Source organism: Alicyclobacillus pomorum DSM 14955 (genome assembly GCF_000472905.1).
Classification (GTDB): domain Bacteria; phylum Bacillota; class Bacilli; order Alicyclobacillales; family Alicyclobacillaceae; genus Alicyclobacillus_A; species Alicyclobacillus_A pomorum.
The window spans coordinates 135,031-161,727 of record NZ_AXAR01000006.1 but is presented as its reverse complement, the minus strand read 5'-3'; the positions used below and the strand labels follow the sequence as shown (position 1 = coordinate 161,727).

The 26,697-nt window shown below is 53.4% G+C and carries 24 protein-coding genes and 1 pseudogene; 15 read left to right on the top strand and 10 right to left on the bottom strand.

Annotation, left to right across the window (positions count from 1 at the left end):
* Window positions 1-4: 4 nt before the first annotated feature.
* The 4 genes from YWK_RS0108295 to YWK_RS0108280 all read right to left on the bottom strand — a co-directional run bounded on the left by YWK_RS0108295 (window position 5) and on the right by YWK_RS0108280 (window position 4,197).
* Window positions 5-1,396 (bottom strand): glutamine synthetase family protein, encoded by a 1,392-nt coding sequence (locus YWK_RS0108295; protein WP_051375369.1) that lies wholly within the window; start codon window positions 1,394-1,396, stop codon window positions 5-7.
* Entirely contained in the window at window positions 1,393-2,856 is a 1,464-nt protein-coding gene (locus YWK_RS0108290; RefSeq protein WP_026964429.1) for an NAD-dependent succinate-semialdehyde dehydrogenase, read from the bottom strand. The genes YWK_RS0108295 and YWK_RS0108290 overlap by 4 nt, the downstream gene beginning before the upstream one ends.
* A gap of 6 nt (window positions 2,857-2,862) precedes the next feature.
* Entirely contained in the window at window positions 2,863-3,633 is a 771-nt protein-coding gene (locus YWK_RS0108285; protein ID WP_026964428.1) for a gamma-glutamyl-gamma-aminobutyrate hydrolase family protein, read from the bottom strand.
* Between the two features lie 276 nt (window positions 3,634-3,909).
* On the bottom strand, window positions 3,910-4,197 hold the full coding sequence (locus YWK_RS0108280; RefSeq protein WP_026964427.1) for a HesB/YadR/YfhF family protein: 288 nt from the start codon (window positions 4,195-4,197) through the stop codon (window positions 3,910-3,912).
* A 122-nt stretch (window positions 4,198-4,319) separates the two neighbouring features.
* Between YWK_RS0108280 and YWK_RS18980 the strand changes: the two genes are divergently transcribed.
* A complete protein-coding gene (locus tag YWK_RS18980) occupies window positions 4,320-4,673 on the top strand; it encodes an immunity protein YezG family protein (protein WP_035466442.1) in 354 nt (117 codons plus the stop codon).
* Window positions 4,674-4,677: 4 nt separating this feature from the next.
* Here the strand turns inward: YWK_RS18980 and YWK_RS22865 are convergent.
* A pseudogene (locus YWK_RS22865) lies at window positions 4,678-5,185 on the bottom strand (transposase); the annotation flags it as partial.
* A gap of 442 nt (window positions 5,186-5,627) precedes the next feature.
* Between YWK_RS22865 and YWK_RS18970 the strand changes: the two are divergent.
* Window positions 5,628-5,984 (top strand): hypothetical protein, encoded by a 357-nt coding sequence (locus YWK_RS18970; RefSeq protein WP_156909083.1) that lies wholly within the window; start codon window positions 5,628-5,630, stop codon window positions 5,982-5,984.
* A gap of 366 nt (window positions 5,985-6,350) precedes the next feature.
* Entirely contained in the window at window positions 6,351-7,535 is a 1,185-nt protein-coding gene (locus YWK_RS0108255; protein ID WP_026964424.1) for a carbon-nitrogen hydrolase family protein, read from the top strand.
* A 147-nt stretch (window positions 7,536-7,682) separates the two neighbouring features.
* On the opposite strand, the gene YWK_RS20930 is transcribed toward YWK_RS0108255, so the two are convergent.
* Window positions 7,683-9,071 (bottom strand): multicopper oxidase domain-containing protein, encoded by a 1,389-nt coding sequence (locus YWK_RS20930; protein ID WP_051375368.1) that lies wholly within the window; start codon window positions 9,069-9,071, stop codon window positions 7,683-7,685.
* A 412-nt stretch (window positions 9,072-9,483) separates the two neighbouring features.
* Here YWK_RS20930 and YWK_RS18960 point away from each other — a divergent pair, with 412 nt between their 5' ends.
* The 7 genes from YWK_RS18960 (at window position 9,484) to acmB (ending at window position 16,005) form a co-directional block, all read left to right on the top strand.
* A complete protein-coding gene (locus YWK_RS18960; RefSeq protein WP_415782794.1) occupies window positions 9,484-10,065 on the top strand; it encodes a methylated-DNA--[protein]-cysteine S-methyltransferase in 582 nt (193 codons plus the stop codon).
* A 276-nt stretch (window positions 10,066-10,341) separates the two neighbouring features.
* Window positions 10,342-11,787: a nicotinamide phosphoribosyltransferase domain-containing protein gene (locus YWK_RS18955; RefSeq protein WP_051375366.1), complete on the top strand. Its 1,446-nt coding sequence runs from the start codon at window positions 10,342-10,344 to the stop codon at window positions 11,785-11,787.
* 96 nt (window positions 11,788-11,883) lie between these two features.
* Window positions 11,884-12,606 carry an orotidine 5'-phosphate decarboxylase / HUMPS family protein gene (locus tag YWK_RS0108235; protein WP_026964423.1) on the top strand — a complete coding sequence of 241 codons (723 nt, stop codon included), beginning with the start codon at window positions 11,884-11,886 and terminating at the stop codon, window positions 12,604-12,606.
* Between the two features lie 23 nt (window positions 12,607-12,629).
* On the top strand, window positions 12,630-12,983 hold the full coding sequence (locus YWK_RS0108230; RefSeq protein ID WP_026964422.1) for a phosphoribosyl-AMP cyclohydrolase: 354 nt from the start codon (window positions 12,630-12,632) through the stop codon (window positions 12,981-12,983).
* A 218-nt stretch (window positions 12,984-13,201) separates the two neighbouring features.
* A complete protein-coding gene (locus YWK_RS18950) occupies window positions 13,202-13,654 on the top strand; it encodes an MBL fold metallo-hydrolase (RefSeq protein WP_051375365.1) in 453 nt (150 codons plus the stop codon).
* A gap of 210 nt (window positions 13,655-13,864) precedes the next feature.
* Entirely contained in the window at window positions 13,865-14,674 is an 810-nt protein-coding gene (locus YWK_RS18945) for an ABC transporter ATP-binding protein (protein ID WP_084453571.1), read from the top strand.
* A gap of 128 nt (window positions 14,675-14,802) precedes the next feature.
* The gene (gene acmB, locus YWK_RS0108215) at window positions 14,803-16,005 is read left to right on the top strand and encodes a methyl acetate hydrolase AcmB (protein ID WP_026964421.1); all 1,203 of its coding nucleotides are present in this window, start codon (window positions 14,803-14,805) and stop codon (window positions 16,003-16,005) included.
* 504 nt (window positions 16,006-16,509) lie between these two features.
* Here the strand turns inward: acmB and YWK_RS21840 are convergent.
* The gene (locus YWK_RS21840; protein WP_156909081.1) at window positions 16,510-16,728 is read right to left on the bottom strand and encodes a hypothetical protein; all 219 of its coding nucleotides are present in this window, start codon (window positions 16,726-16,728) and stop codon (window positions 16,510-16,512) included.
* A 96-nt stretch (window positions 16,729-16,824) separates the two neighbouring features.
* Here YWK_RS21840 and YWK_RS22455 point away from each other — a divergent pair, with 96 nt between their 5' ends.
* The 5 genes from YWK_RS22455 (at window position 16,825) to fdhD (ending at window position 22,987) form a co-directional block, all read left to right on the top strand.
* On the top strand, window positions 16,825-17,052 hold the full coding sequence (locus tag YWK_RS22455; RefSeq protein WP_245578558.1) for a hypothetical protein: 228 nt from the start codon (window positions 16,825-16,827) through the stop codon (window positions 17,050-17,052).
* 690 nt (window positions 17,053-17,742) lie between these two features.
* Window positions 17,743-18,573 carry a formate/nitrite transporter family protein gene (locus YWK_RS0108205; protein WP_026964420.1) on the top strand — a complete coding sequence of 277 codons (831 nt, stop codon included), beginning with the start codon at window positions 17,743-17,745 and terminating at the stop codon, window positions 18,571-18,573.
* Window positions 18,574-18,682: 109 nt separating this feature from the next.
* The gene (fdhF, locus tag YWK_RS0108200; protein WP_026964419.1) at window positions 18,683-21,622 is read left to right on the top strand and encodes a formate dehydrogenase subunit alpha; all 2,940 of its coding nucleotides are present in this window, start codon (window positions 18,683-18,685) and stop codon (window positions 21,620-21,622) included.
* Window positions 21,623-21,650: 28 nt separating this feature from the next.
* On the top strand, window positions 21,651-22,169 hold the full coding sequence (locus YWK_RS0108195; protein ID WP_026964418.1) for a helical membrane plugin domain-containing protein: 519 nt from the start codon (window positions 21,651-21,653) through the stop codon (window positions 22,167-22,169).
* Window positions 22,169-22,987 carry a formate dehydrogenase accessory sulfurtransferase FdhD gene (fdhD, locus tag YWK_RS0108190; protein WP_051375363.1) on the top strand — a complete coding sequence of 273 codons (819 nt, stop codon included), beginning with the start codon at window positions 22,169-22,171 and terminating at the stop codon, window positions 22,985-22,987. The genes YWK_RS0108195 and fdhD overlap by 1 nt, the downstream gene beginning before the upstream one ends.
* A 183-nt stretch (window positions 22,988-23,170) precedes the next feature.
* Here fdhD and YWK_RS0108185 read toward each other — a convergent pair whose 3' ends face one another.
* The 3 genes from YWK_RS0108185 to YWK_RS0108175 are packed head-to-tail and all read right to left on the bottom strand — an operon-like array spanning window position 23,171 to window position 26,614.
* Complete coding sequence (locus YWK_RS0108185) at window positions 23,171-24,229, bottom strand: dihydrodipicolinate synthase family protein (RefSeq protein WP_026964416.1); 1,059 nt, start codon at window positions 24,227-24,229, stop codon at window positions 23,171-23,173.
* A gap of 2 nt (window positions 24,230-24,231) precedes the next feature.
* Window positions 24,232-25,248, bottom strand: a complete 1,017-nt coding sequence (locus tag YWK_RS0108180) for an NAD-dependent epimerase/dehydratase family protein (RefSeq protein WP_026964415.1) — start codon at window positions 25,246-25,248, stop codon at window positions 24,232-24,234.
* Between the two features lie 58 nt (window positions 25,249-25,306).
* Window positions 25,307-26,614: an MFS transporter gene (locus YWK_RS0108175; RefSeq protein WP_026964414.1), complete on the bottom strand. Its 1,308-nt coding sequence runs from the start codon at window positions 26,612-26,614 to the stop codon at window positions 25,307-25,309.
* Between the last annotated feature and the right edge of the window lie 83 nt (window positions 26,615-26,697).

Genomic DNA, 26,697 nt, shown 5'->3' with positions numbered 1-26,697 from the left:
TCCATCAACCCTGTTCAAAGTACCGCGATCGCTCCCAATCCGTGACCACAGCGTCGTATGCCTGTTGCTCCACGAGCGCCATGTGGTAGTAATGGTCTGTCACCGTATCGCCAAACGACTGTCGGACCACGTCGCTCTCACGCCACGTCTGCATCGCTTCGTACAGCGAGTGTGGGACCCGCGCGGCGTGTCCGCTCGCATAGGCGTTTCCTTTAAACTCGTCTGGAAGGCGCAAGCCACTTTCCACGCCATGGAGACCTGCGGCGAGCAGTGCGGAATACGCCAGGTAGGGGTTGACATCGGCCCCCGGGATGCGGCATTCAATGCGCAGGCTCTGCCCGCGTCCGACAATGCGAAATCCGGCGGTGCGGTTATCCCGACTCCATACGGCGTTCACAGGCGCCCAACTGCCCAGTGCGTACCGTTTGTACGAATTCACATTGGAGGCGACAAAGAGAGAAAACGCGCGGATGTTCGCGAGCAACCCAGCCAGGAAGGATTGCATCAGGGCGGACATGCCGTAGGGGGAGCCGTCCGGATCGTAAAACAGGTTGCAATGCCCATCTAAATCCCACAGGCTGATGTGCAGATGCCCACTGGACCCGGTCCACGCGTGGTGCGGCTTTGCCATAAACGTCACAGCGACGCCCTCTTGCATGCAGATCTCTTTGGTGCCGTGCTTAAACAGCACGTGCTGGTCGGCTGCGGGCAACGCGTCGGTGTAGGTGAAATTGATCTCGTGCTGTCCAACAGCAGCTTCCCCCTTCGACGACTCCACTGGAATGCCGGCTTTCACCATGTGGTTCCGGATGAGGCGGTACACCGACTCATTTCGCCATCCTTGCAAGAGGTTGTAGTCTTCGTTGTAGTGGCCAGCGGGACGGATGGCGGAGGGCTCGAAACCGTGCGCCGCGACGTCCTCGAAGCTTTGCCGAAACAGGTAGAATTCCAGTTCGCTCGCCATCATGGGGCGATAACCGAGGCCATCCACGCGACCCAATTGGCGCTGCAGGATGTTGCGCGGCGCCACGGGAACCGGGCTGTCCGTCTCGTCGTCGTATGGATTGGCCAGCACCACGGCTGTCTTCTCATACCACGGAAGAACGCGCAGCGTGGACCAATCCGGCTTGGCCAGCCAGTCTCCGTAGCCGGTTTCCCAGTGCATCAAGGCGTAGCCGTCCGGCGTGTTCATCTCCATGTCGGTGCCGAGCAGGTACTGACAGAAGTGCGTTCCATGATCCAACCCACCGCGCAGGCAAAAGTCTGCGGTCAGCCGCTTGCCCATCAAACGGCCTTGCATGTCGCAAATGGCGACGACGACGGTGTCGATGTCGCCGACTTCCATGGCCGTCTGCAACTGTTCCCGTGAGATGGGGCCCACCAGCGCCTCTTTCATGACTCTTCCTCTCCTTCCGTAAGCGTCAAGGAGACAAACTTGGTTTCGAGGTAGTCCTCGATACCGTGATGCCCGCCTTCTCGTCCCTGCCCACTTTCCTTGATGCCGCCAAACGGCGCCTGTGGGAAACTGAGGGACGTGCCGTTGACCGCCACCATGCCGACCTCCAAGCCTTCTGCTACGCGGTACACTCTGCCGATGTCGCGCGTGAAGACGTACGCGGCGAGACCGTACGGGGTGTCGTTGCTGCTGTGCAACACCTCCGCTTCGGAGGTGAACGTCAACACGGGGCAGACCGGACCAAACACTTCCTCGTGCGCGATGGCCATAGCCCGGGTCACGCCAGACAGGACGGTGGGGGCGTAGAAGGAACCGCCGCGGTACGCTGTCAGTCGGTGTCCACCTGTGTGAACCACCGCTCCCTTGGCCACCGCGTCGGATACCAGCGATGCCACCTTGTTCAGTGCGTTCTCGTCAATGAGTGGGCCCATCTGCACGCCCGGCGTTGTGCCAGGACCAACCACCATTCGCTTCGCTCCCTCTGCCAGCCGCTGGACCAGCGAATCCGCAACGGCCTGGTGCGCGTAGACCACATTGATGCCGTTGCAGACCTGGCCGCAGTTCTCAAACTTGTTGTCGAGGATGGCTGCAGCAGCCTGGTCGAGGTCTGCGTCTGGAAAGACAATGGCAGGGGCGTTGCCGCCAAGCTCGAGCGAGAGCTTTTTCACCGTGTCTGCGGCACGGCGCATGACACTTTTGCCAACCTCGGTGGAGCCCGTGAAGGAAATCTTGCGGACGCTCGGATGGGCGAGCAGTGTGTCGCTGATGGGGGCCGCATCGCCCGTGACAAGGTTGACCACTCCAGCTGAGATGCCTGTTTCCACGAGACATTCCACCAGGGCGATGGCGATGAGCGGCGTTTGTTTCGCCGGCTTCAGCACCACCGTACACCCCGCCGCAAGCGCCGGAGACATTTTGCGCAGCACCATGGCTGCAGGAAAATTCCACGGTGTGATAAGCCCAACCACGCCCACAGGTTGACGCAATACGAGCATGCGCTGCCCGACCCGCGACGGTGGAATGACCTCCCCGTAGACGCGGCGCCCCTCCTCGGCGTACCAGCGCAAAAACTCGACAGAAGCAGCAAGCTCGCCTGCCGCTTCCGACACAGGCTTGCCTTGCTCCAGTGACAGGAGCTGGGCGAGTTCGTCCTTTCTTTGCAACACATTGTCGGCCCATGCGTGCAGAAACTGGGCACGCTCGACGGGGATCATGCGGGACCACGTGCCAAATGCACTGTGAGCCGCATCCACGGCTTGTGCCGTTTCATCAGCGCCTGCGTTCGGGACGCGCCCGACCACCGACGAATCCGCAGGATTGCGTACGTCGAGGGTCTCGGGCAACTGTACTTTTTGCCCGCCTATCCAGTTGTAGTTGAATCGGTCGATATCCAGTGTCACCCTAGTTCACCTCGCCTTTTTCGCGCTCTCAGCGGTAATGGTGTTCACAAGCCATTGAAATGGAATCAGGCCACTTGTGTCGTGCACGGCCATCATCTCGGGATGCCACTGGACTGCGAGTAGGTTCGGGTAATCCGGATGCTCCAGTCCCTCCACCATGCCGTCCTCCGCCACCGCAGAGACGACCAGGCCTTGGCCGACGTTGTTCACGGATTGGTGGTGGTAACTGTTGGTCTGGATTTCCTCCGCGCCGTACAACTGTTGCAACGCGCGAGATCTCAGCCGTACCCGGTGCATGGGGTACCAGCGGGGGACGCGGTTGAACTGGTGGGTGATCTTGGGTTCGTCCGTTGGTCTATCCGCGTTGTCCTTGTACAGCGATCCCCCAAACAACACGTTCAACAGTTGCAACCCGCGGCAGATGGCCAATACGGGCATCTGTCTTCGCAGCGCTGCTGTGAGCAGAACCAGCTCAAACCGGTCTCGTTCCGGTTGCACCGTCCACAATCGTTCGTCTGGGTGCTGGCCGTAGAGCGCGGGATCAATGTCTTCTCCACCGCTGAAAATGAGTCCGTCGACCGCATCCAGAATGGCCTCGCAAGTCGTCATGGCCTGAACCGGAATCCCCACCGCCACGCCACCAGCTCTGCCGACCGCGTGGATGTAATCGTGTCCGAGCACGTGAAATCCCTGGCCGGCAACGCCTCGGAACGTTCCACCGTACCCCTCTTCCGGGGCCACGTGATAACCCGTGATGCCGATGATGGGTAACTTCATAGGGATGCACCTCGAGGTGGGAAATGTGGACATGGGCGCGCAGTGAAACTGTGAGGATGCGTCCACCAGCCCACTAGAGCCTATTCGCAGGGGGGGACGAGTAGAACGGGCCTTGTTTCGCCATGGGGAATGTCTGAGAAGATGGTGTTCTGGAGGAACTCAGACGACGTCACAAGTTACCCTTCAGCGAACGGAAAGCATCCTACATGCGAAACGCGGCAAGAGGAAGCCCCTGCCGCGTTGCTTGTAACTGTCTGTCATCTGCCCGAACATACGTCACGCGATGTCGTATACCACTTCGTCCTGTTCTTTGTCGTAGTCGACGTTTAGATTGCACTCATTGAAAAACCACACGTCAGATTCGCGGATGAAAAAGGTAATCCCGTCTCGCTCCACGGATGCAGCGACCTGCGAGGGTTTCTCGACAGTAATCCCGACTGAAAATCCAGGGTGAAATCGCGACGTTCCACCGTACTTCGCATACAAGCGGAGTGTATCTCCAGACGTGAGACCGAGTTCTTGCCGAAACCACTCGAGCGCGCTGTCTGTCACGGTAATCTTCATGTCATCGGCCCCTCCCGCAGCACAAACGCTGGTTTACCTCTACTCTAACGGTTCGCTCAGTTCAGGGAAAGGGCTGATTATAGGTGCGCCAGGGTTTCACTCAACGGAAGCGAACCTTTGAAATGATTCCGGAAGATTGGAACAAAGTATATCTATATGCTGAAATTAGGGAAGGGTATCGCAAGGTATTCTTTTATTATTACCCAGTTGGGTACGAGAGGCCTGTTTATCATCTCGATATTACTGAGAAGTTTCATTTCGACGAAGACTTATTCGATGAACTGGAAAACAAGTTATATACGTGCTTTAGTGAGTTATTAATCGAATTCAAAACTCAAGAACAAGAAACATGGACACACTTAACGTATATATTGGAAAGTACAGGTGCAATGAAGATTAAATACGGATATGAAGATGTTTCTCACATAAGTCCTGTTGAGAAACAAGAAAAGTGGGAAGCGGAGTACCTAAGGTGACACGTTTTGGAAAGGTGGCATCCAGCCAAACGTAAGGATACTCTCCCTCCAACGGACAGTCTTTGAATGTCTGGACCACGTCGTCAAGTTCCTTACAGATGCGGGAAACTTCACTCATACTGATACTCCCAATGCCCAGGGATTCGACGTAATCATCAACAATTGCGGGTGCTCACCGTATGGACATATGCCTCTTGAGCCACATACAACAGTGTCGTTTCGGCTCGGCGGTGTGGCTCGAGCAAACTTGAGACTGACTTTACGAAACTTGGGGATCTGTAGTTCAATGGTGCCTACTTTCGTATTCTATTCCCTGAGAATGGTATCCGTTTCTGTAGTTTTGCCTCTCCTTTGAGCGGTTCAAATCGCTCGGCACCAACCAATTCGCTGACTTCAGCTCCCATGATGGCTTGGGTTAGGAGTTTCAGTCCCTCACGAAGAAAATCGACATCCCCATCCAATCCGATCTTGCGGATAAACTTCAAAATTGCGATCTTATCCATAGAAGCCATCGATGTGCCTCGTTCCACTAATTGTTCATCATTTTAGTAGATTGCATTCGATGGCTTTCTCGTCAGACGAAGCTCGCTGAAATTACACCACCACATCAGACTTAACCCAGGGATCCGCCTCGCCACATCGAGGTATGGTTCCCTCTTTCATTTTCCGAGGTATATCGGTTTTTCGTAACTGGCAGTGCATCGAATACATCGGTATCACAGGCACCATGAGATCCTGCGCCAACATCGGATGAACCTCGTGCGGGCATAGGATATAAAAGGCAGCATCTATGTATCACAAGGAGATTTACGTGTGGCCATAGACCAAACGCACTAGTCCGTTTGGGTCTCGAAATCTAGTTGTTCTGCGTCTGTCGGTTGGTTGCTCATTGTTACAGAATGAGTACAGAAGGAAAGTCTCAGCTGCAACAGACCAGGAAACGAAGGTGGAAATATGAACAGAGTCGCACCCCTATCGAGGTTGAGAACGCGAAAGGGAACAGTGCATCTCGTTCACAGAGGCCAAGTGACGTGCCCTCTGCGCGGGCGTATTGACATGGAGATTTGCTTCTACTGTCCGTTTATGGACTGCGTAAACCTGGACTCGCGCCCATTTACCGTTCGGTGCACGCCGCCGCGCACCGTCACACCTGAGGAGCGCCGTGCATACGAACGTTACACCGTCTTGGAACTGGCAGAGATTTTGCGGAATGTAAGTAAAGCGTGTCGACAGCTCGGAATTCCAAGGCGGAAGTACTACGAGTACAAACAATGGTATTTGCATCACCGTCAAGGTCAGGACCGTGCGTAACCCGTTGCGTCAGCGATGAGCGATAAAGTTGGAAAGTGACGCTGGACATGAAATGTCTGCTCGCCACACTTGGTGTGGAACAAGGGAATTGGCCGGACACAACCGCGGATAAGCATTTGGGAAGGAGTCCGAGACTGGTAGATGGCGCTTGTCCACGTGTCGCCGGTGTGTCTTTAGGTGCGGTTCGTAGTGAAGGCATAGAGCAGCGGGCAGCAACAATTGACCGACTAAACTTTAAAATTGAATTTTCTATGAATGCATGGGAAGACGGCTTTTTACACACAAAAGGAGGGTCTTGATCTCCAAATGTGCCCTCGGTAACTTAATATTCAAAGTAATCTTTTCATTTTGAAGGAGGAGATTGTCGTGGCGAAACTTCGGAATGAAAAGTTGAACAAATCAGTATTTGGTGGGCACAGGACGGTACGTGTAGCAGCAGTACAGGCACCTCAAATTGTTTTCAACAAGGAAAAATCGATTGAAATTGCCTGCCAACGAATTAAAGAAGCAGGGGCAAACGGTGCGAAGTTGGTTGCGTTCTCCGAAACTTACATCCCCGTCTTTCCTGCATACTATAAAGCGGGCTACGCGACCCAAATCGATGAATGGTACGAGTGGAACGTGGCGCTTCAAAGTAACTCCGTGGCCATACCCAGTGAAGACACGGACATCATTGGAAGAGCATGCAAGGATGCCGGGGTCTATTGTGTGATGGGAGTTAACGAGATAGATGACACGGACGGCGCACGCACGCTATACAACACGCAAATCCTGTTTGGTCCGGACGGTTCAATACTCGGACGGCATCGTAAATTAATGCCAACCTTCAATGAGCGCCTTTACCATGGGCTGGGGGATGGCAGTGATCTCAAAGTGTATCAAACCGATATCGGACGAATCGGCATGCTGATTTGCTGGGAGCACCACACGATATTGGTGAGAGCAGCCCAGATGTTGATGGGTGAGGAGTTCCACATCGCGAACTGGCCTGGAACTTGGACGTTTGGGCGAAAGAACAGCAATGGTAAGAGAACGGGTCGACTGTTTACAGCGACCACAGAACCTGGAGATCCTTGCGACTTACAGTTCGCCATCCGAGAATATGCGTTTGAGTCTGGAAGCTTTGTGATCAGCGTAGCCGGTTTGTTAAGACAACAAGATTTTGAACCTGAATATAAGCACTTTATCGACAGCCCGGAGATGGACTTCAGTTGGGCTGTAGGTGGCGCCGCTGTGGTCAACCCATTTGGTGAATACATCGCTGGACCTGTGTATAACGACGACACGATTGTCTACGCCGATTGCGATGCAAACGAGATTAAAGCAGCGAAAGTTGTGTTTGACGGATTGGGCCATTATTCAAGGCCAGATGTCGTCCAAGTTTTGTTGCGTGACGAAGAAAGAAGTAATCTCATCCGTAGCTCACGAGGCCAAATTTCCTATCAAGATTTGAAACATGTTTCAGAAAGCACAGAAGTGCCGATTGAAAAGTTGGAAAAATTGGTCGACAGACTCGAGTCGGAGGCGGCATTGACAAAAAGCAGTTTCTAAAGCCTGGACTTGAACGTGTGACGGTTCTGCACGTAAACGAAAAGGGAGCAGGTCGATAGAGCATGGCCTGCTCCCTTTATGTTGCCTCAGAACGCTTTACATCAGGGCATTTTTTGATTCCATACAATCCAGTTCGCTCACGCGAACTTAATTCTTGACGTCAAACATCGTGACCATCCCCGTCATGTTCCCTTTGCTGTCGGTCACGTGTGCCGCAATGTGACAGTGGAACAGCCACTTTCCGGGTTGATCCGCAACGAACGACAAATCGTACGTCGTGCCCGGTGCCGTATCGACCGTATCCATGGTCACTGGTGCAGGCAGTGGGTAACCGTCTTGGTTGATCAACTGGAAGTGCATTCCGTGCAAGTGCATGGGATGGTTCATCGATCCGATGTTGATCAGGTGCACGAGCACCTTGTCGCCAACCTTCGCCGGTAACACAGGGGTTGCCGGGAACGACAGTCCATTGATGGTATATCCAAATTGCGATGAATCATTCACTACCAGAGTGTACTCATCCTGGTATCCCGGATGCACTTGTTGCCAGTCGGTACCTTTTGGCTCCACAATGAACGGTCCGAACAAACCCATGTCTTCTTGCTTTTGCATGTCGTTCATCGGATGACTGTGATAAATGTAGGTTCCCGGCGGCGCTGTTACAGTAAACGTATATGTCCACGTCTGGCCAGGTTTAATATCGGGCTGACTGATGCCGCCAGTCCCATCCTGTGCGAACGGGACATCCAAGCCGTGCCAGTGTATGGTCGTTCCCTCCGGTAGTTTGTTCTCCACTACGATTTTGACTTTATCGCCTTGGTCTACCTTGATTTCCGGACCGGGAACCGATCCGTTGTACGCCCATGCCTCGACCTTCTGGCCTGGCTTGACCTGCCACCAGACCGGCTGCGCGGTCAAGTGAAACACTTTGTACCCATTCTCCATCTTGTACGGTAACAATCGGAGATCATCTGCCTGTTTCGGTTCGCCAGACCACCCGGTACCAAGTGGCGCGATGTTGTCTTTACCGCTAGATGTTGATCGTTGTGAACTCATCATGTTCATGCCTGCCATACCATCGTTACCTGACATGTTCATACCAGACATATTGTCGTTACTTGACGCTGCACTGGTGTTCGAGACGACAACCGTTCCGGTCATGTTCGGATGGTAGGCGCAAAAATAATGATACGTTCCTGGTTTTTGAAACGTATAAGAGAAAGTTTGACCCGTGGCCAAGTTCTTCGAATCAAACATCCCGTCTGGCTGTTGGTTCGATCCGCTGGTAACCGTATGCGCGACAGAATCATCATTGCGCCACGTGACAGTCGTGCCTTTCGCAATGTGGAGGGTGCCTGGGTTATAGGCGAAGTTGGTGATATCGACGGTGAATGCGTTTTTTTGCGACGGACTCGATGAGGCTGCGGTGTTTTGAGTGCCGTTATTGGTGGCACCTGGTGTTTGGCAGCCGACGGTAAGCCCTATCAAACTGAATATAGTAAGACAGCTCAATGCTCGATATGCTAGCTTTTTCATTCTGTCGTCATCTCTCCGTCTGTTGTCAGAGTGGCCTATGAAATTTTTTGCACGTCGATTTTATCACTTCTTGCATCGCGAAATGTTGAGCGTCCGTGACAAGATGATGTCAACTCATGCCTGTGATTTTCTGACATGTTTCATAGAGAGAGTTGAGACAAACATCGTACAAATGCACGGCAGACGGATTGATGATGGGGTGGGGGGATCGAAGGTGCATTCCGTGCGCTTTTGAAATCTTGCTGTGATATTCGCGGAAACGTCCATGCGGCCGTCATCCGGGGTATACTGTGTGCGGTGGCCATCCAGATGAAGAATAAAACAAAGCTTCCAACCTTCCTATCCATCCTGGCTGCCCACAACCATGAAATCACCATGGAGGTGCTGGACAGTGCAACCAATTCATCATCCAATGGTGTATTGGACGTTGTTTGTTAATGGACAATGGAAAATATATCTCGCTGCGACATCCAATGGACTTTGTTACGTCGGCTCTCAGAATCAGCCATTTGAAGCGTTGTCCACTTGGGTGAAAAACCGTTTTCCGAACAGCCAATTGGTGCGGAATGATGAGAGATTACAACCTTATGCGGCCGAATTCGCAGCGTATTTCCGAGGACAGCGCAAGACATTTACGATACCTGTGGATTTACACGGGACTCCGTTTCAAATCTCCGTGTGGAACGCGTTGCGCGAAATTCCATACGGACAGACGCAAACATACTCGGACATTGCGGATTTGATTCAAAAACCGGGTTCCGTCCGTGCCGTTGGAGCCGCGATTGGTGCAAATCCAGTTTTGATTGCGGTACCGTGTCATCGGGTCATCGGTAAAAATGGAACATTGACAGGTTACCGGGGCGGTTTAGAGATGAAGAAACAACTGCTGGAGTTGGAACAGGAAAGCTTGTTCATGGAAGGAAGAGCCCCGCATGCCGAGTCGTATTGCGAAGCGCGTTGCGAGAGACGGATTCCGCAGGTGGGGAATTTCTAGTGGCGGAACAAAGGCCGAAGAATTGTCTCATGGCCGTGGTAAATCTGGTTGATAAAAATTCGCGTTCGTGCTAATATTCAATTCATTAAACCGAGTATTCAAATATAACATGTATGAATTAATGGATGCTGATCGGACCACCGAAGGCGACTGTGCAGATGCACATGTCGCCTTTTTGTCGTTTAGAACAGGAGGTGAGATGCTGGATGGATTCTTGTAGCTCGTGTACAAGGCGGCCGCCCAGACGTTGGATTTCAAATGAGGGAGGAATCTGTGATGTTGAAAAACATTCTGGATAACCCAGTCACGCTGACGGACACGTACAACTTGTCCCACCATCGGCTGAAAGTGAATTCAGATTGGGAAATCAGCCACATTTACAACCGCAAGGCCGGCATGATCCTGTACGGACTTCGGGAAATCGTCCAGTCGATTTTATCCATCCAAATCACGAAGGCGCATGTGGAAGAAGCGGAACGGTGCGCCAAGAGAATGGGATTGATTTTCCCGACCAAACTCTTTTTGCGAGTGGTCGAAGAGTGCAATGGGTACGCGCCGATTTCGATTGAAACACTGCCGGAGGGGATGTGGTGCCCGGTTGGTACGCCATTCGCCCAAATTCGCAACACCAAAGCGGGGTTCGGTGAACTCGTCACGTGGTGGGAAGCCAACTTCCTAAAGGCGTACTTTCCAAGCAACTGCGCAACGGAAGCCTTTCACATCCGCACATACCTGGAGCAGAAAAAAGCGCTCTACGGTTTTGATGACTCGTTTTTCCGGCGGGTCCACAGCTATGGATTCCGGGCACACCGGAGTTTGGAGGATGCGTACTGGGCTGGATCTGCGTGGAACCTTTCCCTGCACCAAACGGACGACTTCCACACCAGCCGACACACACCGCATGCGGTGCTTGGGGGCGTCTCGGCGCAGTCTCACAAAGTCACCCAGCAGTTCGACAACGAGTACGACAGCTTTATTCACGCCATCGATGTGACCTACCAAGATGGCCAGAAGGTTGTGGCCTTGCTGATTGACACATACGATGCCAACCGTGTCATCCGTGAGTGTTTACCATCCTTGGGGCGTTACGCGAAAGACAGGGGTATCCGGATTGCCATGCGGCCGGACAGCGGAGATGTCATTGAACAGGCGATTGAAATCTACCAGGTCGCCAAGGCGAATGACCTACTGGACACGGTCAGCGCCTTTATCGGGGAAGGCATGAGCTTCGAGGTGATGAAGCGCTATGACGCCATCCTTGAGGCCCGCGGCATTCCCTTGAATTTCGTTGCTTATGGGATTGGCTCAGGATTCTACCAGCACATGAACCGGGACACCCTCGGCTGGGCGATGAAAACCGCCTACAGCAACGGCAAAGACCGAATGAAATTCGGGATGGTGCCACTCAAGCGAAGCATTCCTGGTGAAGTGAAAGTGGTGAACCTGGCGGGGCACCTGGTTGTGGAGACAGTGGATGAAAGTGAACGCGAAGGTTTGTACGAGGTCATCTATCATCACAACGGTGTGGGAACACCGAGTATACAAATCGCAGACGAGGCGCATTGGAAGGAAGTTCGAGATCGGATACAACAGCAAACCGCGAATCAAGCGCACATCATCTTGTCGACTGCCATTCAGCACAAAATTGACCAGTTTGCCCACCAGTACCTTGAAAGCAGGTATCCGTATGATTTGGCTCCCGCTTTGACGAGAGAGGCATAGGACAACCATCCCCCTTGGCAACGGGATACCGCGTTGGCGGCAGTGTCGGAAAGATGAAGCCGGGGTTGGTCCTGGGGGAAGACAGGAGGGCATCCATTGGGTAATCTGAAGTTTCGGTCTGAATATGGAATCGTCCCTGCGCTCGATTTGGAGTCTGTGGAGGACATTCGGCGCGTGGTGGAGGACACGTGCGACGTCGAGGGCGTGGTGGGATTTAAGCTGGGGATGGCTGGCGCCCTTCGCTTGGGGCTCGCCAATGCGGTTCGGAGCATCCGTGAGATCACGGACCTGCCCATCTTATACGATCACCAGAAGGCAGGGCTGGACATTCCCGACATGGCGAAAAAGTTCTGTGCCATCTGCCGGGAGGCAGGGGTCGACGGACTGATCCTCTTTCCTTTGGCCGGCCCTTCAGCGGTTGCAGAGTTTGTTACGCATTCGCAGCGCCAAGAGCTTAGCCCCATCCTTGGGGGCGATTTCCCCATGGTGGAGTACAAGGTGAGCGGGGGTGGATACGTGGTCGATGATGGACCCACTCGAATTTTGGAACATGGATTCAAGATGGGCGTTGAGCACTTCATCGTACCGAGCACAAACTTGGAAGGAGTCCGACGCGTAAGTGAACTTCTCTCGACGCCCAGCCGCAAGCCCACCCTGTTGATGACAGGCATCGGGACCATGGGAGGGAGTATCAGGGACGCGTTTGCCGCTGCACCAGGGTGCTCGTGCTACGCGATTGTTGGGCGGGCCGTGTATGCCAGTGACAGTCCCAAAGAGGCAGCGAAAGTGCTGGGCGATGCGGCGCTGTGTTTCGCATAGATGAACGAGGGAGGATGCCGAGGATGACAGCGGATGGTACGACGGTCGGTACGGCCAAGCTCGATTTTACGAAACTGAACGGTCTGGTGCCTGTGGTATTGCAGCATGCAGAAACCAGGGAGGTCCTGATGGTCGGCTTTGTGAACGAGGAAGCGTGGAAGAAGACCTTGGAGACCGGACGAGTCACCTTGTTCCGGCGTACCCTTGGCCGCGTTCAGGTCAAAGGCGAGGAGGACGGCAAGTATGTGTACGTCCAGCGCATTGTCGTAGATTGTGACGACGACACTGTGCTGTTGGAGGTTGTACCCGAATCCCCCGTTTGCCACTACGGGTATTCGAGTTGCTTCTATAAGGAGATTGTACCGCAACACCGATAGAAAAAAGCCGAGTGAGCGAGCAGGGAGCCCGGTGGGGAGAAATCCGCATGCCCTCACCTGTAACCGACCTTAACAGCAAACGGTCGTGAATTGAAGCAAAGAGCCATTGAGTCTATGAAGTCGTACTTCGTAGATTTCAATGGCTTTTCATATACAACCAAAGGCGTATAGAGGTCACTGGGATTCGTGATTATAGTGGGTTCAGAGGTGACGAAACCATGATTCCATGGATTTGCGTAACATGTGGTACCCAGTTTTCTCTAAGTGATAATCCACCCGAGGTTTGTCCCATATGCCAAGATGAGCGCCAATACGTCGGATATCAGGGACAACATTGGACGACGCTGGAAGACATGAAGGCCAAGGCATACAAAAATGCTTTTCAAGCGCAGGAACCCAACCTGATTGGGATTGTGACCTTTCCCGAATTCGGGATTGGACAGCGAGCACTGTTGGTTCGGACTCCGGATGGCAACATCCTGTGGGACTGTATCACCTACATAGACGACGTGACCACCGACCTCATTCGAGGCATTGGCGGCATCAAGCGATTGCGATATCCCATCCGCATTACTACTCTGCCATGGTTGAATGGGCCGACAGGTTTGACTGCCCCATCTATTTACATAAGAACGACCGTGAATGGGTCATGCGTCCTAGTGACCGGATAGTATTTTGGGAAGGCAACGAACGACAACTTACGAGTGAAACCAAGCTCATTCACGTGGGCGGACACTTTGCTGGCGGCACTGTTCTTCACTGGAGTCGCGGCGCGAATGGGAAAGGTGCTCTACTGACTGGAGATATCCTGCAGGTCGTGGCGGATCGGGATTGGGTAACCTTTATGTACAGTTATCCGAACGCCATTCAGGGGGATTGTTGTGCCAAATTCAATACTGGTTGAGGGATTGCATAAGCGATACAAAAATCATCATGCGGTTCGCGGCGTCAGTTTTCACGTTGAACAGGGGGAAATTTTCGGGATTGTCGGTCCGAATGGAGCCGGCAAGACGACGACCATCGAAATTATGGAGGGGCTTCGAAAGCGCGACTCCGGCCTTGTTCAAGTACTCGGGCTGGATCCAGACAAGGAACCTTTGGAGCTGCGTCAACGGATTGGTGTCCAGTTCCAGTCGACTTCCATTCAGGAGCGGATGAAGGTAAAAGAGGCCATCTCACTGTTTTCGTCTTTCTATCGTAAGCGTTGCAATATAGACAAGATTGTAAAGGAGTTGGGTCTCAACGAGGTTCTCAATAAGCAGTTTAAGGACCTGTCAGGTGGTTGGAAGCAGCGCCTAACCTTGGCGATGGCGGTCATTCACGATCCGGAAGTCGTATTCCTAGACGAACCGAGTACCGGTCTGGATCCACGTGCGCGACGTGAACTATGGGACCTCATTTTACAATTGCGTGAAGATGGAAAAACGATTGTCTTAACAACGCATTATATGGAAGAGGCGGAACGGCTCTGTGATAGGGTGGCCATGTTCAATCACGGTAAAGTGATAGCGCTCGATTCTCCAAAGCGCCTGGTTACGAGATTCGCTGCGGGTCATCACCTCTCGTTCCAATCGGAAACGGCGGATAAGGCATTGATTCAGATGCTACCTGGTGTGGAACGGGTGGAACGGCAGGATGGAACCGTCCACGTGCGCTCTCGTGCCGTCAGGTGTTGCCTGGCTGCTCGGTGATGGCGTAGTGCAACGGTGCCAGAGGAAACACGGAAGAGAGGTATCCGACGTAACTTGACCGTTCTGATCCGAGAATGATACTTTATATTTCGGAACTATCTGACTTTTTGATTGGGTGGTGAGGAAATATGATGAGTCAAGCGGTCAAAAGTGTTCTGCATGATACCCTCAACAAGGTTTTGAGTAACGCTGTAGACAGGGCCGGCGGCGTACCCGGAGTGGTCGCAATGGTAACGGACCGCGATGGTAACATCTTCGAGGGTGCAGCCGGAGCACGCGAGCTCGGTAAGGAAACACGCATGACGCCCGATACAGTATTTGCTCTCTTCTCTACCACGAAGGCCCTAACCGGCACAGCATTAATGCAATTGGTCGAGGAAGGCAAGGTCAGTCTTGAAGACCCTGTCAAGGAGTATGTGCCTGAAATTGCCGAGATTCAGGTTCTCGAGGGGTTTGACTCAGAGGGGCGGCCGATACTAAGAGCACCCAGGACCGACATTACCATCAACATGCTGATGCTCCACACCGCTGGCTTCGGCTACGAGTTCTTCAGCCATGAGGATCAAAGATATCGTAATGCAAAAGAAATCCCATCCATCCTCAATAGTTCCTTCGCATCGATTCAGAGTGTGTTGCTATTCGATCCAGGCGAACGCTGGAACTATGGCGTCAACATCGACTGGGTTGGCAAGGTTGTCGAAGCCGTACGCGGGAAGCGACTGGGCGAAGTCATGGCCGAGCGTATTTTTGCTCCCCTCGGCATGACAGACATCGGATTCACGCTCACACCGTCGATGATGGAACGCCGTGCAACCATCCACACTCGGGGACAGGACGGCAAACTCACGCCCCGCCCTGACCTCATCTTGCCACAACCTCCCGAAATGGACATGGGAGGCCACGGTTTGTACGCCAGCATTGGTGAGTACATGAAGTTTATCCGAATGATTCTGAATGACGGTACGGGCCCATATGGTCGTGTACTGACAGCGGAAACGGTTGCGAAAATGAGTCAGAACGGGCTAGGGGCATTGAAGAGCGGCGGTTGGGTCTCTTCCGATCCATCGCTGTCGAATGACGGCGAGTTTTACCCTGGGGTGCAAAAGTCGTGGGCCTATACATTCCAGGTAAACGAGGATCCCACCCCAACAGGTCGGCCAGCAGGCCAATTGATGTGGGCGGGACTGGCGAATCTGTTCTACTGGATTGATCGCAAGAACGGAATTGGCGGATTTTGGGCATCCCAAGTATTCCCGTTCCAAGACGCAGCTTCGTACTTGGGCTTCCTCGAGTTCGAGTCAGCGGTCTACAGTATGTTACAGAAACTGTAAACAACGGATTCCTCGTACGCACAGCCATTGACCATCATGAAATCCGTCGCATGCTGAACCAAAACAGTTGAACTGAAGGGGACTGCCCATTGGGGCAGTCCTGAAATGTTCATATCCCCAACGAAGGAACCCGGTATGCATACATGTCTTGAGAGGAAGGTTGTAGGACTGATATCAGAACATCGGTGTCCCGTGTCTTAACAAAAGGGTCCACTTTACTAAAGTCGGGGGTATATCTAAAAGGTTAAAGAATCTTTGTACGTTTAACCAAGATTCTCCGTTGAAAAAACCAATCTCTCTTTTTTAAAGGCGATATTTCTCGATCCACTCTAGAACTCCATCCTGTTTCCAAATGGATCCTCCCCGTAGAAGCATACGACTCCCTCTAATAAACGGATACCCCGCCTCTGCGTGATAATCAACCTGTTAACTTAAGTAGATTTTTTGGTACGAATTCCGAAGCTAGGCGTCATACCGCTGGTAGATTGTGATGCTTGTTATGACTCACCGTAAAATGCCGTTGATCCATTGTTTCATGCCGTCGCGTAAAATCTCTCCGATTGTAGGTACAATCTCGCTTTCCTTCTGGTTCTTAGATTGCTGCTCCTGTGTTATTTCAGGTTCACGGCGTGCTGTTTCGAGTTCGCGTTTAAAACGCTCAACTTCCTGTTCCCGTAAACGCTTTAATTCCCGCGATAATCTTCGTAGCTCCTTTCGTATCATCCGCTGGTACTCCTGGTACTCTTGGCGTTCTAGGCGTTCTAGGCGTTCTAGGCGTTCTAGGCGTTCTAGGCGCTCTAGGCGCTCTAGGCGCTCTTGGTGCTCTTGGTGTTCTTGGTGTTCTTGGTGTTCTTGGAGTTCCTGGAGATCCTGGAGATCCTGGAGATCCTGGAGATCCTGGAGATCCTGGAGATCCTGGTGATCCTGGAGATCCTGGTGATCCTGGTGATCCTGGAGATCCTGGAGATCCTGGAGATCCTGGAGATCCTGGAGATCCTGGTGATCCTGCTGATCCTGCTGATCCTGCTGATCCTGCTGCTCATATAGTGCATGCAGTGCCTGCTTCGTCTGTTTCGCTTGTTTACGCTTACGCGAACGACTTACACGGTTCGTCATGGCTCATACCTCACTCCAGCCAGTCGTAATCGGTACACTTTGTCCAGTCGTTTCATCATATGTTGGAAACTGCGAAAGGATTGGACAATCTCCTTGTGCATGGAGTTTTACAGGCAGGCACAGTGGCGCCGTCTTGGATTCTCCTCCCTCGCACACTTTTTTGGTGGGGTTCTGGGACAACTGGTTTCTTTCGAGGAATCTAACAGTCTGTTATGTATGGCCTGGGAATGCATAGGGGCGACGTTATCCGTCACACCCGCGGAGACTGAAAGGCGACGCTGGAGCGGATGAAAGCCAAGGTACATGTAATGCCTTTTGAGGAAGACATGTTCATCCCCGTCCGGGACTGCAAAATTGAACAGGAAACTGATAATGGGCCGCATATATTGGTGGTTTATGCCGATCCTTCACTTCCACCCCGATTCCCCTGTTACCATTCTTCGCTCATCCCCACCATTCTGAGAATCACCTTGTGGATCTAGCGAATTTTACCACATTCAACGTATAATCAATATTGTCAGAACAATCGTGATTCGGCCGAATCCGGTACAGAGACCGTTTACATCGAGAAACCCCGACGGGTTGTCGGATCATACCAAACCACAAAGGGGGATGTTTGACATGTCAGCCAATTTTCTGACACCTGCGGAAATCGCCAAGGTCGCCTCGGATGCCCGGACGGACAAGGCGAAGTACGGCGTGGGTAAGCTGTTGGTCCTCGGCTTTCTGGCGGGCGCTTTCATTGCGCTGGGGGCTCTGTTTGACATTCGCGTCACCGCAGGTTTGCCGGCTGAATGGGGGACCTTGAAAAGCCTCATTGGCGGCGCGGTCTTTCCCGTGGGCCTCATGTTTGTGGTCATTGCTGGCGCCGAACTGCTCACAGGCAACATGATGACGCTGCCGATGGCCCTGCACGACAAACGCATCAAGATGACTGGCCTCATTTACAACTGGTTCTGGGTTTTCATTGGCAACCTGATTGGTTCTCTGTTTGTCGCGTTGGTCTTCGGCGTGTGGGCACATCTGTTGACTGTGGCACCGTACGAGAAGGCGACGATTGCTATCGCCGTGTCGAAAGCGAGTCTCGGGTTTGGCCCAACCATCGCGTCGGCCATCGGCTGTAACTGGCTGGTCTGTTTGGCCGTCTGGCTGGCCTACGGCGCTCGGGATATCACCGGGAAAATATTTGGCATTTGGTTCCCGATTATGGGCTTTGTGGCCATCGGGTTTCAGCACGTGGTGGCCAACATGTTCTTTATTCCGGCCGGGATTTTTGTGGGCGCACCGGTGAGCTGGGGCAGCACCATTGTGGAGTGGATTGGGGCCTTTATCGGCAATGCCATCGGCGGTTGGTTGTTCGTTGCGTCGGCGTACTGGTTTGCGTATCGGCGGAGTGCCGGAAGAGAAACAGTGAACGCGGCAGTCCAGGAAGCCGCGCAATCGCAGGTGTAACGCAAGGTGTACACGGCCAGCGTCGGACTGGTGCCTGGCCTACCTTGCCTTCTACGTGTTCGCGTGTAGAGACCGAAGAAAAATGACGATTGTGAGGAGGCCATGATGAATGCCAGACGAGTACTTGCGCCTCGAACTGGACGGGAACCCCGTCCACGTTGAACCCGGCACGACCGTGTTGCAAGCCATTCTCGGTGCCGGTCAGGATCATCCGCACGTGTGTTACCACCCTGCGCTCGGCCCCATTGAGACGTGCGACACCTGCATTGCCGAAGTGAACGGGCAGCTCGTTCGCGCCTGTGCCACGCCCGTGGAGAACGGCATGGTGGTGCGAACCAAATCGGTGCAAGCGCGGTTTGCCCGGAAAGAGGCGATGGACAGGATTCTCCGCAACCACGAGCTGTACTGCACCGTCTGCGACAACAACAACGGCGACTGCACCATCCACAACACCGCAATGCAGATGAAGATTGAACACCAGGCGTATCCGTTTGAGCCAAAACCGTACGAGGTGGACATGTCCAATCCGTTTTACCGGTACGATCCGGACCAGTGCATCCTCTGCGGCCGCTGCGTGGAAGCCTGCCAAAACTTGCAGGTGAGCGAAGTGTTGTCGATTGACTGGGAGCGGCAGCGGCCCCGCGTCATCTGGGACAACGACGTCCCCATCAACGAGTCGTCCTGCGTCTCATGTGGTCACTGCGTTACGGTTTGTCCCTGCAACGCCTTGATGGAGAAGTCCATGCTCGGCGAAGCGGGGTACTTGACCGGCGTGGAGTCCGGGACGCTCAGCAAGATGATTGACGTGACCAAACAGGTCGAGCCCGGTTACTCCCAGATCTTCGCCATCTCGGAAGTGGAAGCGGAACTGCGCGAAGCGCGCATCCAGAAGACAAAAACGGTCTGCACGTACTGCGGGGTTGGGTGCAGCTTCGATATCTGGACCAAGGGCCGCAAAATCCTCAAGGTGGATCCCCAGATGGACGCACCGGCGAACCAGATCTCCACCTGCGTCAAAGGCAAGTTCGGCTGGGATTTCGTCAACAGCAACGAGCGCCTCGTGGAGCCGCTGATTCGGCGCGGGGACGCATTTTACCCGGCCACGTGGGACGAAGCGCTGGACCTCATCGCGAAGCGATTCCAGGAGATTCGCGCCGAGTACGGAGACGACGCCCTCGCGTTCATTTCCTCCTCGAAGACGACCAACGAAGAGAACTACCTGATGCAAAAACTGGCTCGCGCCGTCATGCACACCAACAACATCGACAACTGCTCGCGGTACTGCCAGTCGCCGGCGACGGAGGCGCTGCGCCGGACCATGGGGTACGGCGGCGATACCGGGGGCATCGAACACCTCGAGCAGGCGGACCTCGTCATCATTGTCGGCGCCAACCCGGCGGAGGCCCACCCGGTGCTTTCCACGCGCATTCGCCGGGCACAAAAGAAGCGCGGACAGAAGTTGATTGTTGCGGACGTGCGGAAGAACATCATGGCAGAGCGCGCCGACTTGTTCCTGCACTGCCGGCAGGGAACGGACCTCGTGTGGCTCTCGGGTGTTACCAAGTACATCATCGACCAAGGCCGCCACAACGTCGAATTCCTGCAAGAGAAGGTCAACAACGTGGAGGCGTACATCGAGTCGATTCAGAAGTTCACACTCGAGTACACCTCAGAAGTCACCGGCTTACCAAAAGAACAACTCATCAAAGCGGCAGAGATGATCATGGACGCGAAGGCGGTGTCCGTCTGCTGGGCGATGGGCGTTACGCAGCACTTGGGCGGATCGGACACGAGTACAGCGATTTGCAACCTGCTTTTGGTGACTGGCAACGTGGGCCACACCGGCACGGGGGCGTACCCGCTGCGCGGACACAACAACGTGCAGGGAGCGGGGGACTTCGGCTGCGCGCCAGCGTTTTATCCGGGTTATCAGCCCTCCAACGATCCCGCCGTACTCGCCAAGTATGAACAGGCCTGGGGCTTCTCGCTGCCGACCAACCCGGGGCTCAACAACCACCAGATGGTGGACGCCATCCACGAAGGCAAATTGAAAGCCATGTACATCGTAGGGGAGGACATGGCGATTGTCGACTCCAATGCGAACTACGTTCAGGCGGCGTTTGAGAAGCTCGACTTCCTCGTGGTGCAGGACATGTTCTTCAGCAAGACGGCTCAGTTTGCAGACGTGATTCTTCCCGCGAGTCCGAGCCTCGAGAAGGAAGGCACGTTCACGAACACCGAGCGACGCATTCAGCGCTTGTACCAGGTACTGCCGCCGCTGGGCGATTCGAAGCCGGACTGGCAGATTATCCAGGAAGTGGCCAATCGTCTCGGCGCCAACTGGAACTACACGTCCCCGAAAGAGATTTTCGAAGAGGCGTGCGGGTTGACCGAATTGATGAAAGGCGCCACCTACGAGCGGCTGGAAGGCTACAAGAGCCTACAGTGGCCGGTGTGGGAAGACGGCACCGATTCGCCGCTGCTGTACGAAGACGGTTTCCCGCTGCCGGAAGGCAAAGCGCGTCTCTACCCTGTGGACTGGACGCCACCGCTATCACTCCCGGACGAGTACGACATTGAATTGAACAATGGGCGCATTCTCGAACACTTCCACGAAGGCAACATGACAGCTCGGGTGCCGGGCATTGACAAGAAGGTGCCGTACGCGTACGTGGAAGTGTCTCCCGAGTTGGCGAAAGAGCGGGGCATCCAGGACGGCACCTTGGTCCGGGTGGTGTCGCCCTACGGGCGCGTGAAGATGAAGGCTGTGGTAACCGACCGCGTGCGCGGCAAACGCATCTACATTCCCATGCTCTCGAAAAAAGACGAAGAAGCGGTCAACTTGCTCACGAGCAGCCATCACGACACGGTCACGTTCACACCGGCCTACAAGGAAATGCGCGTGAAGCTGGAAGTCCTCGAGTTCACAGGGCAGTCGCCGCTGGTCAAAGGCAACTTCCGACTCGGCCACCCGAACCCACAGCCCAGCGTGAACGTCGAGAAGAAGTGGGCGCGGCGCGACTACCATCCACTGGTGGGACAGAACTAGAGGCAGTTTGCACGAGGAGGCGTGAGACATGGCACAACCGATTCAGAAGATTGTCCGGCCCGTGAAGTCGGAGGCGGAGCTCGAGGCAGAGCGTCTGGCGGAAGTCCGCAAGGAGACCGCCGCGGACGCGGACGGGCTCATCGAAGCGCTCAAGCTGCTGCAAGCCATGCACGACCGCGGTGCCCTGGAATTGGTGACCGCGATCTTTCATCGGGGGGACCGGGTGCTCAACATTCTCGTGGACATTCTGGCACAGCCGGGGGCCACGAACGCGCTGAAAAACGTCATCGCTGTGGCGGAGGCGTTCGGGCAAGTGGATGCGGAGTCCATCCTGAAGTATGGGAAGGGCGTTTCCGCGGGGCTCGCCAACGCGTCGAAATTCGCACACGCCGCGGAATCGGCTGCGTCTAAACCGCTCGGTATTGTGGAACTCGTGAAGCAGCTGAAAGATCCGGACGTCAGCGCTGCCGTCCGCGTCGGCCTCGCCTTCCTGAAAGGATTCGGGCAGACCGTCCGGCAATCCGAAGGAAAAGAAGGCGAATCGTGATGGCGCACGAACGCCCAGAACAGGGTCCAGGTTTGCCGCTCCAGCAGGAGCGGCAGATTCTTCGCTTCGATGGAGGGGCATGGTCTGAAGTGACCGACGTGGCGGCCACCGAGTACGCGCTCACGATTTTTGTAAACGACCAGGAAATGGCCACTGTGGTGTGCACGCCGGAGTACATGGAGGATTTGGTCATCGGGTTTCTCGCATCTGAAGGCGTCATCCGCAGTATGGACCAGGTGTTGGACATTCAGCTCAGCCACTTTCGAGGCACCGCTCGCGTGCGCACGCTGTCCACGGTCAACTTCAACCAGGAGTTCTTTAACAAGCGATACATCGCGTCCTGCTGTGGTAAAGGCCGACAGTCGTTCTACTTTTATAACGACGCGCACACTGCCCGCCTGGTCACCGATGCGGTGGAGATCCGCCCCGACCAAATCTTCCGCCTGATGGAGTCGATGGAATCCGAGGCGCAGCTGTGGCAAAGCACTGGCGGTGTGCACATGGCCAGCCTCTGCACACCCGACCAGGTACTGCTCTCCAGAACCGACATTGGCCGCCACAACGCACTGGACAAATTGTATGGCCACGCCTTCCGCCACGGTGAGCCGATGACCGGCAAGCTGATTACGTTCAGTGGTAGATTGTCGTCCGAGGTGCTGTTGAAGTGCGCGAAGATTGGCGTGGGGCTTGTACTGGCCAAATCTGCGCCAACCGCTTTGGCGTTACAAATCGCCGAGGAACTCGGCATCACGGCTGTCGGATTTGTCCGCGGGCAGGGGTTCAACGTGTACACACATCCATGGCGGATTGTGAGGTAGGGGATGGTATGTGGCGGGCGTTGACGAGGATCCGAAATCGGTCGCCCTCCCGCGAAGGTGTGCGACCGATTCTCCCAGGAAGCCAGCCTGAGTTGAGGGCTGGCTGGAAGGATGTTTGACATCGTTCGCATTATTTCCACCCCTTGTTCGGGCGGGACCATGTCTTTATTTGTATAAAAATTATTAAATAACATAATTTGAAGAAAGAAAGTCCTGCAAATGAGAACTGACAAACTGATCGTCGGTCAGATGCGGGTATGTGAGACATACTCGGTCAATTTCTTCCCTTTGACCAGCGGACAATTTTTCGTTCGGGTTGAGACACCACGTGCCTCTGAGCAATCCTTGCCGACGCAAAACCTCATGAATGCCCGCGATGCACCCTTTGAATCCATTCTTTACGTCAAACAGTGCCGCGTTCATATCTGTAATTTCTGTACCACGGGTTAGAAGGTGAGTGGGAATGGCATCTCGTTTTCTTGCCTGACGAATTTCCTCAAGTAGTTCCACAGCTCGCTTTGTCCACACGGCCCAGTGACCCAATAACCCGCCAACTATAGTTTTTTCAACCATTTTACCGGAGACCTGGAAACGATAGTGGGTGAGCAGGTCGACAACAATGTTGTCGTCGTTTCCTGTATATAGGGCAATCTGGTCTCTACGACTTGACTCACATACTGCACGAATGACATCAAATGTATGGTAACGATTAAACGCGCCAATCTTGATGCCTACCACGTACGGGATCTCCGCAAATTCCCGCCAAAATTCATATGTTAGGAGGCGGCCTCCCACTGAAGGCTGGAGATAAAACCCGAACAAAGGTATGACTTTACCGACCTCGACAGCTCGTGCCAATAGGTCCTTCTCAGTCGCATCATTCAGGCCATTTGGGCTTAACAGACCCACATCATAACCGAGATTTCTTGCAGTTTCCGCCTCGTGTACCGCTTGGTCTATGTGGCCACATATACCCGCGACTTTCAAGAATGGACGTGTTAAGTTTGCTTGCTCTACTGTTTCTGACGCTAGCCGGAGGACAGGCTCATACAAGCCGGCATCGCGAATTTCGAATTGTGTAGTATGGACCCCGACCGCTATTCCACCGGCGCCACTTGCCATATAATAACGAGTTAGGGCGCGTTGGTGTATTTCATCGAGTTCACGATGTTCCGTTAAAGCCAATGGATGAGCTGGAATCACTGTCCCTTCTTGCAATAGCTGAAGCTTTTCTGGTTCCAAGGTTAGAACCTGCCTCCTCTTTCTTGGAAGTGCGTGGGTTTCCCTAATAGGGGTAGACCACGCTGGATCCACTCTGCAACCCAATCCATCATCTGTCCCAAAGAGACCTTGGGATACCCGAACAGCTGGTTTGAATAACTGGCATTACTTAAGAGTGCAGTATGTGACTCCTCGTGAACGAAAATAGGATCTTTACCAAACCTCTTTCCAAATTCACTGGCAACCCACCGTATCGAAACCGTTTCTGGACCTGTGATGTTTAATACTTTGGGTGGTGAACTGCAGTGCAAAAGGGAGCGTAAAGCACGTTCATTGGCATCCCCTTGCCAGATTACATTCGCGTGCCCCATTCTGAGGTCAATGGGCTCTTCTTCATATACGCGTTGAGCCACATCCACCAGGACGCCATATCGTAAATCCACTGCGTAATTAAGACGAAAGTGCAGAACCGGCGTCTGATATTTTCGTGAAAAGTAGTCAAAGATCCGCTCGCGGCCTAAGCAAGACTGAGCGTATTCTCCATAAGGCTCAGGGACAGCCGACTCGGTGGCACCGCTCGACATCAGGGGCTGCAAGTGATACACGTTCCCCGTTGAGAATGACACGATGCGAGAGTTCTTGAACCTTTCAGCTACCCGTCCGGGCAAATATGCATTGATTGCCCACATCAGATGCTCATTACCAGTTGATCCGAATTTGTATCCCACCATGTAAACGATGTTCTCGGTATGTGTGACTTGCTCCAATTGCCGCTCGTCGAGCAAATCAACAGATAGTACGTCCACTCCCACAGCTTCCAGCTTTTCTCGCACGGATGAGTCGGAAAATCGTGAGACTGCAATCACTTTGGCCTTCCTACCCGTTGCACAAAGTGCGTTCCGAGCGAGTATTGCAAGAGTAGACCCCATCTTACCTCCCGCACCCAGTATCAATAAATCACCGGACAGATGTGACATGTCTGCAATTAAGTCATTTGAAGGCGTCGTTAGTACTTGCTCAAGTTCCTCGACAGATTGCATGATTCCGTTCCCTCCTGTTTTCTCGTCTAATCGTGAGACAATCTAGTCTTGTAGGCAGTCACTCCGCTGCAAAGTCAACATCCTTTGTTTCCGGTCCGAATGCAGCTCCGATTACAACCAAGACACAACCAATCACCAAAAGTACCAGCTCTGTGTACATTGAAGGAACGATGTTGCTTAACCAAATCTGATAGAATGCGTAGAATGAAGGTAGAATGACCGCCAAGCTATACCCAAGACCAAATCCGCTTGCGCGAACGCTTGTGTGGAAACGTTCGTTAATGTACGTCGTCGCCAGTCCCCAGATGTTTCCGACAATCGCTTCGATAAGGACCGTCAGGAGCATAATTCCCCAGACACCCTGCCACGCGTGATGAAGTAGAAAATAGTTTAACGATCCACCGACCACGGTAGCGATAATACTGGCCCATATGAGGTAGGCTCGTCGTCCAATTCGCTGGCTAATTAATCCTGCCGCCAGGTAGGCAACAAAAAGCACAACCTCGCTGACAAGGATGGTTATCGTTACTTTCGTTTCCGGGAGATGCAGACTTTTGTTCAGCAACCCGGGCATCACCGCACTAATCATGTCTGAGGTCAGCCAGAAACCATTCATCAGTAGCCACACTTGTAAAAAGCCTTGTAAATGATCTCGGGAGAACAGAGTTTTTAAAGGGCTATCTTTTGTTGCTGCTTGTTTCCAAAGTTCAGACTCCGGTACGTATTTTCGGTAATATAGAACAAACAAAAATGAAATTAAGGCACCGACAAAGAACGGGATTCTCCATCCCCAATGAAGGTAGGGAGAGCCTGACACATGCAAAGGAGCTATTTTCAACATCAGAAAAGTAAGAAAATTAATGACGATGTAAGAGACAGGGAAGCCCGACATAATCAATGCACCATAGTACCCACGTTTCTCTTTTGGACAGTACTCCATTGCAAGCGGATTTGCAGATGTATATTCTCCAGCAAGAAAGAATCCGTCAACGAACCGTAAAATAATTAAAATGGTTAATGAAGCAAACCCCCACGTTTGGTACCCAGGGAGGCAGGCCATCAGTAGAGTAGCTACGCCGAATCCTGTCACGGATATTATGGCCGTACGTTTTCTTCCGAATCTGTCGGCAACATGTCCGAACAATAGTGCTCCAATAGGTCGTGCGACCAGTGTTACAACGAACACAACACTGTTGACGACAGATAGTGTCGAAGATCCAGCAGTACTAGGAACAAAATAACTAATGGCAGGGCCAAGAACGATAACCGGTAACCACACGTCGAACATGTCTACAAAGAATCCAAGAAATGCGCCCATAATTGCCTGGCGCGCCCGCTGGTCTAGACTGGCATCAGCCATTGACATCATTATTCCCCTCCAATGACATTTGTTCCCGTTTGAAATTACAAGGCGATTCGCGTTTGTGATACAAGAGGAGAGCGTTTGGG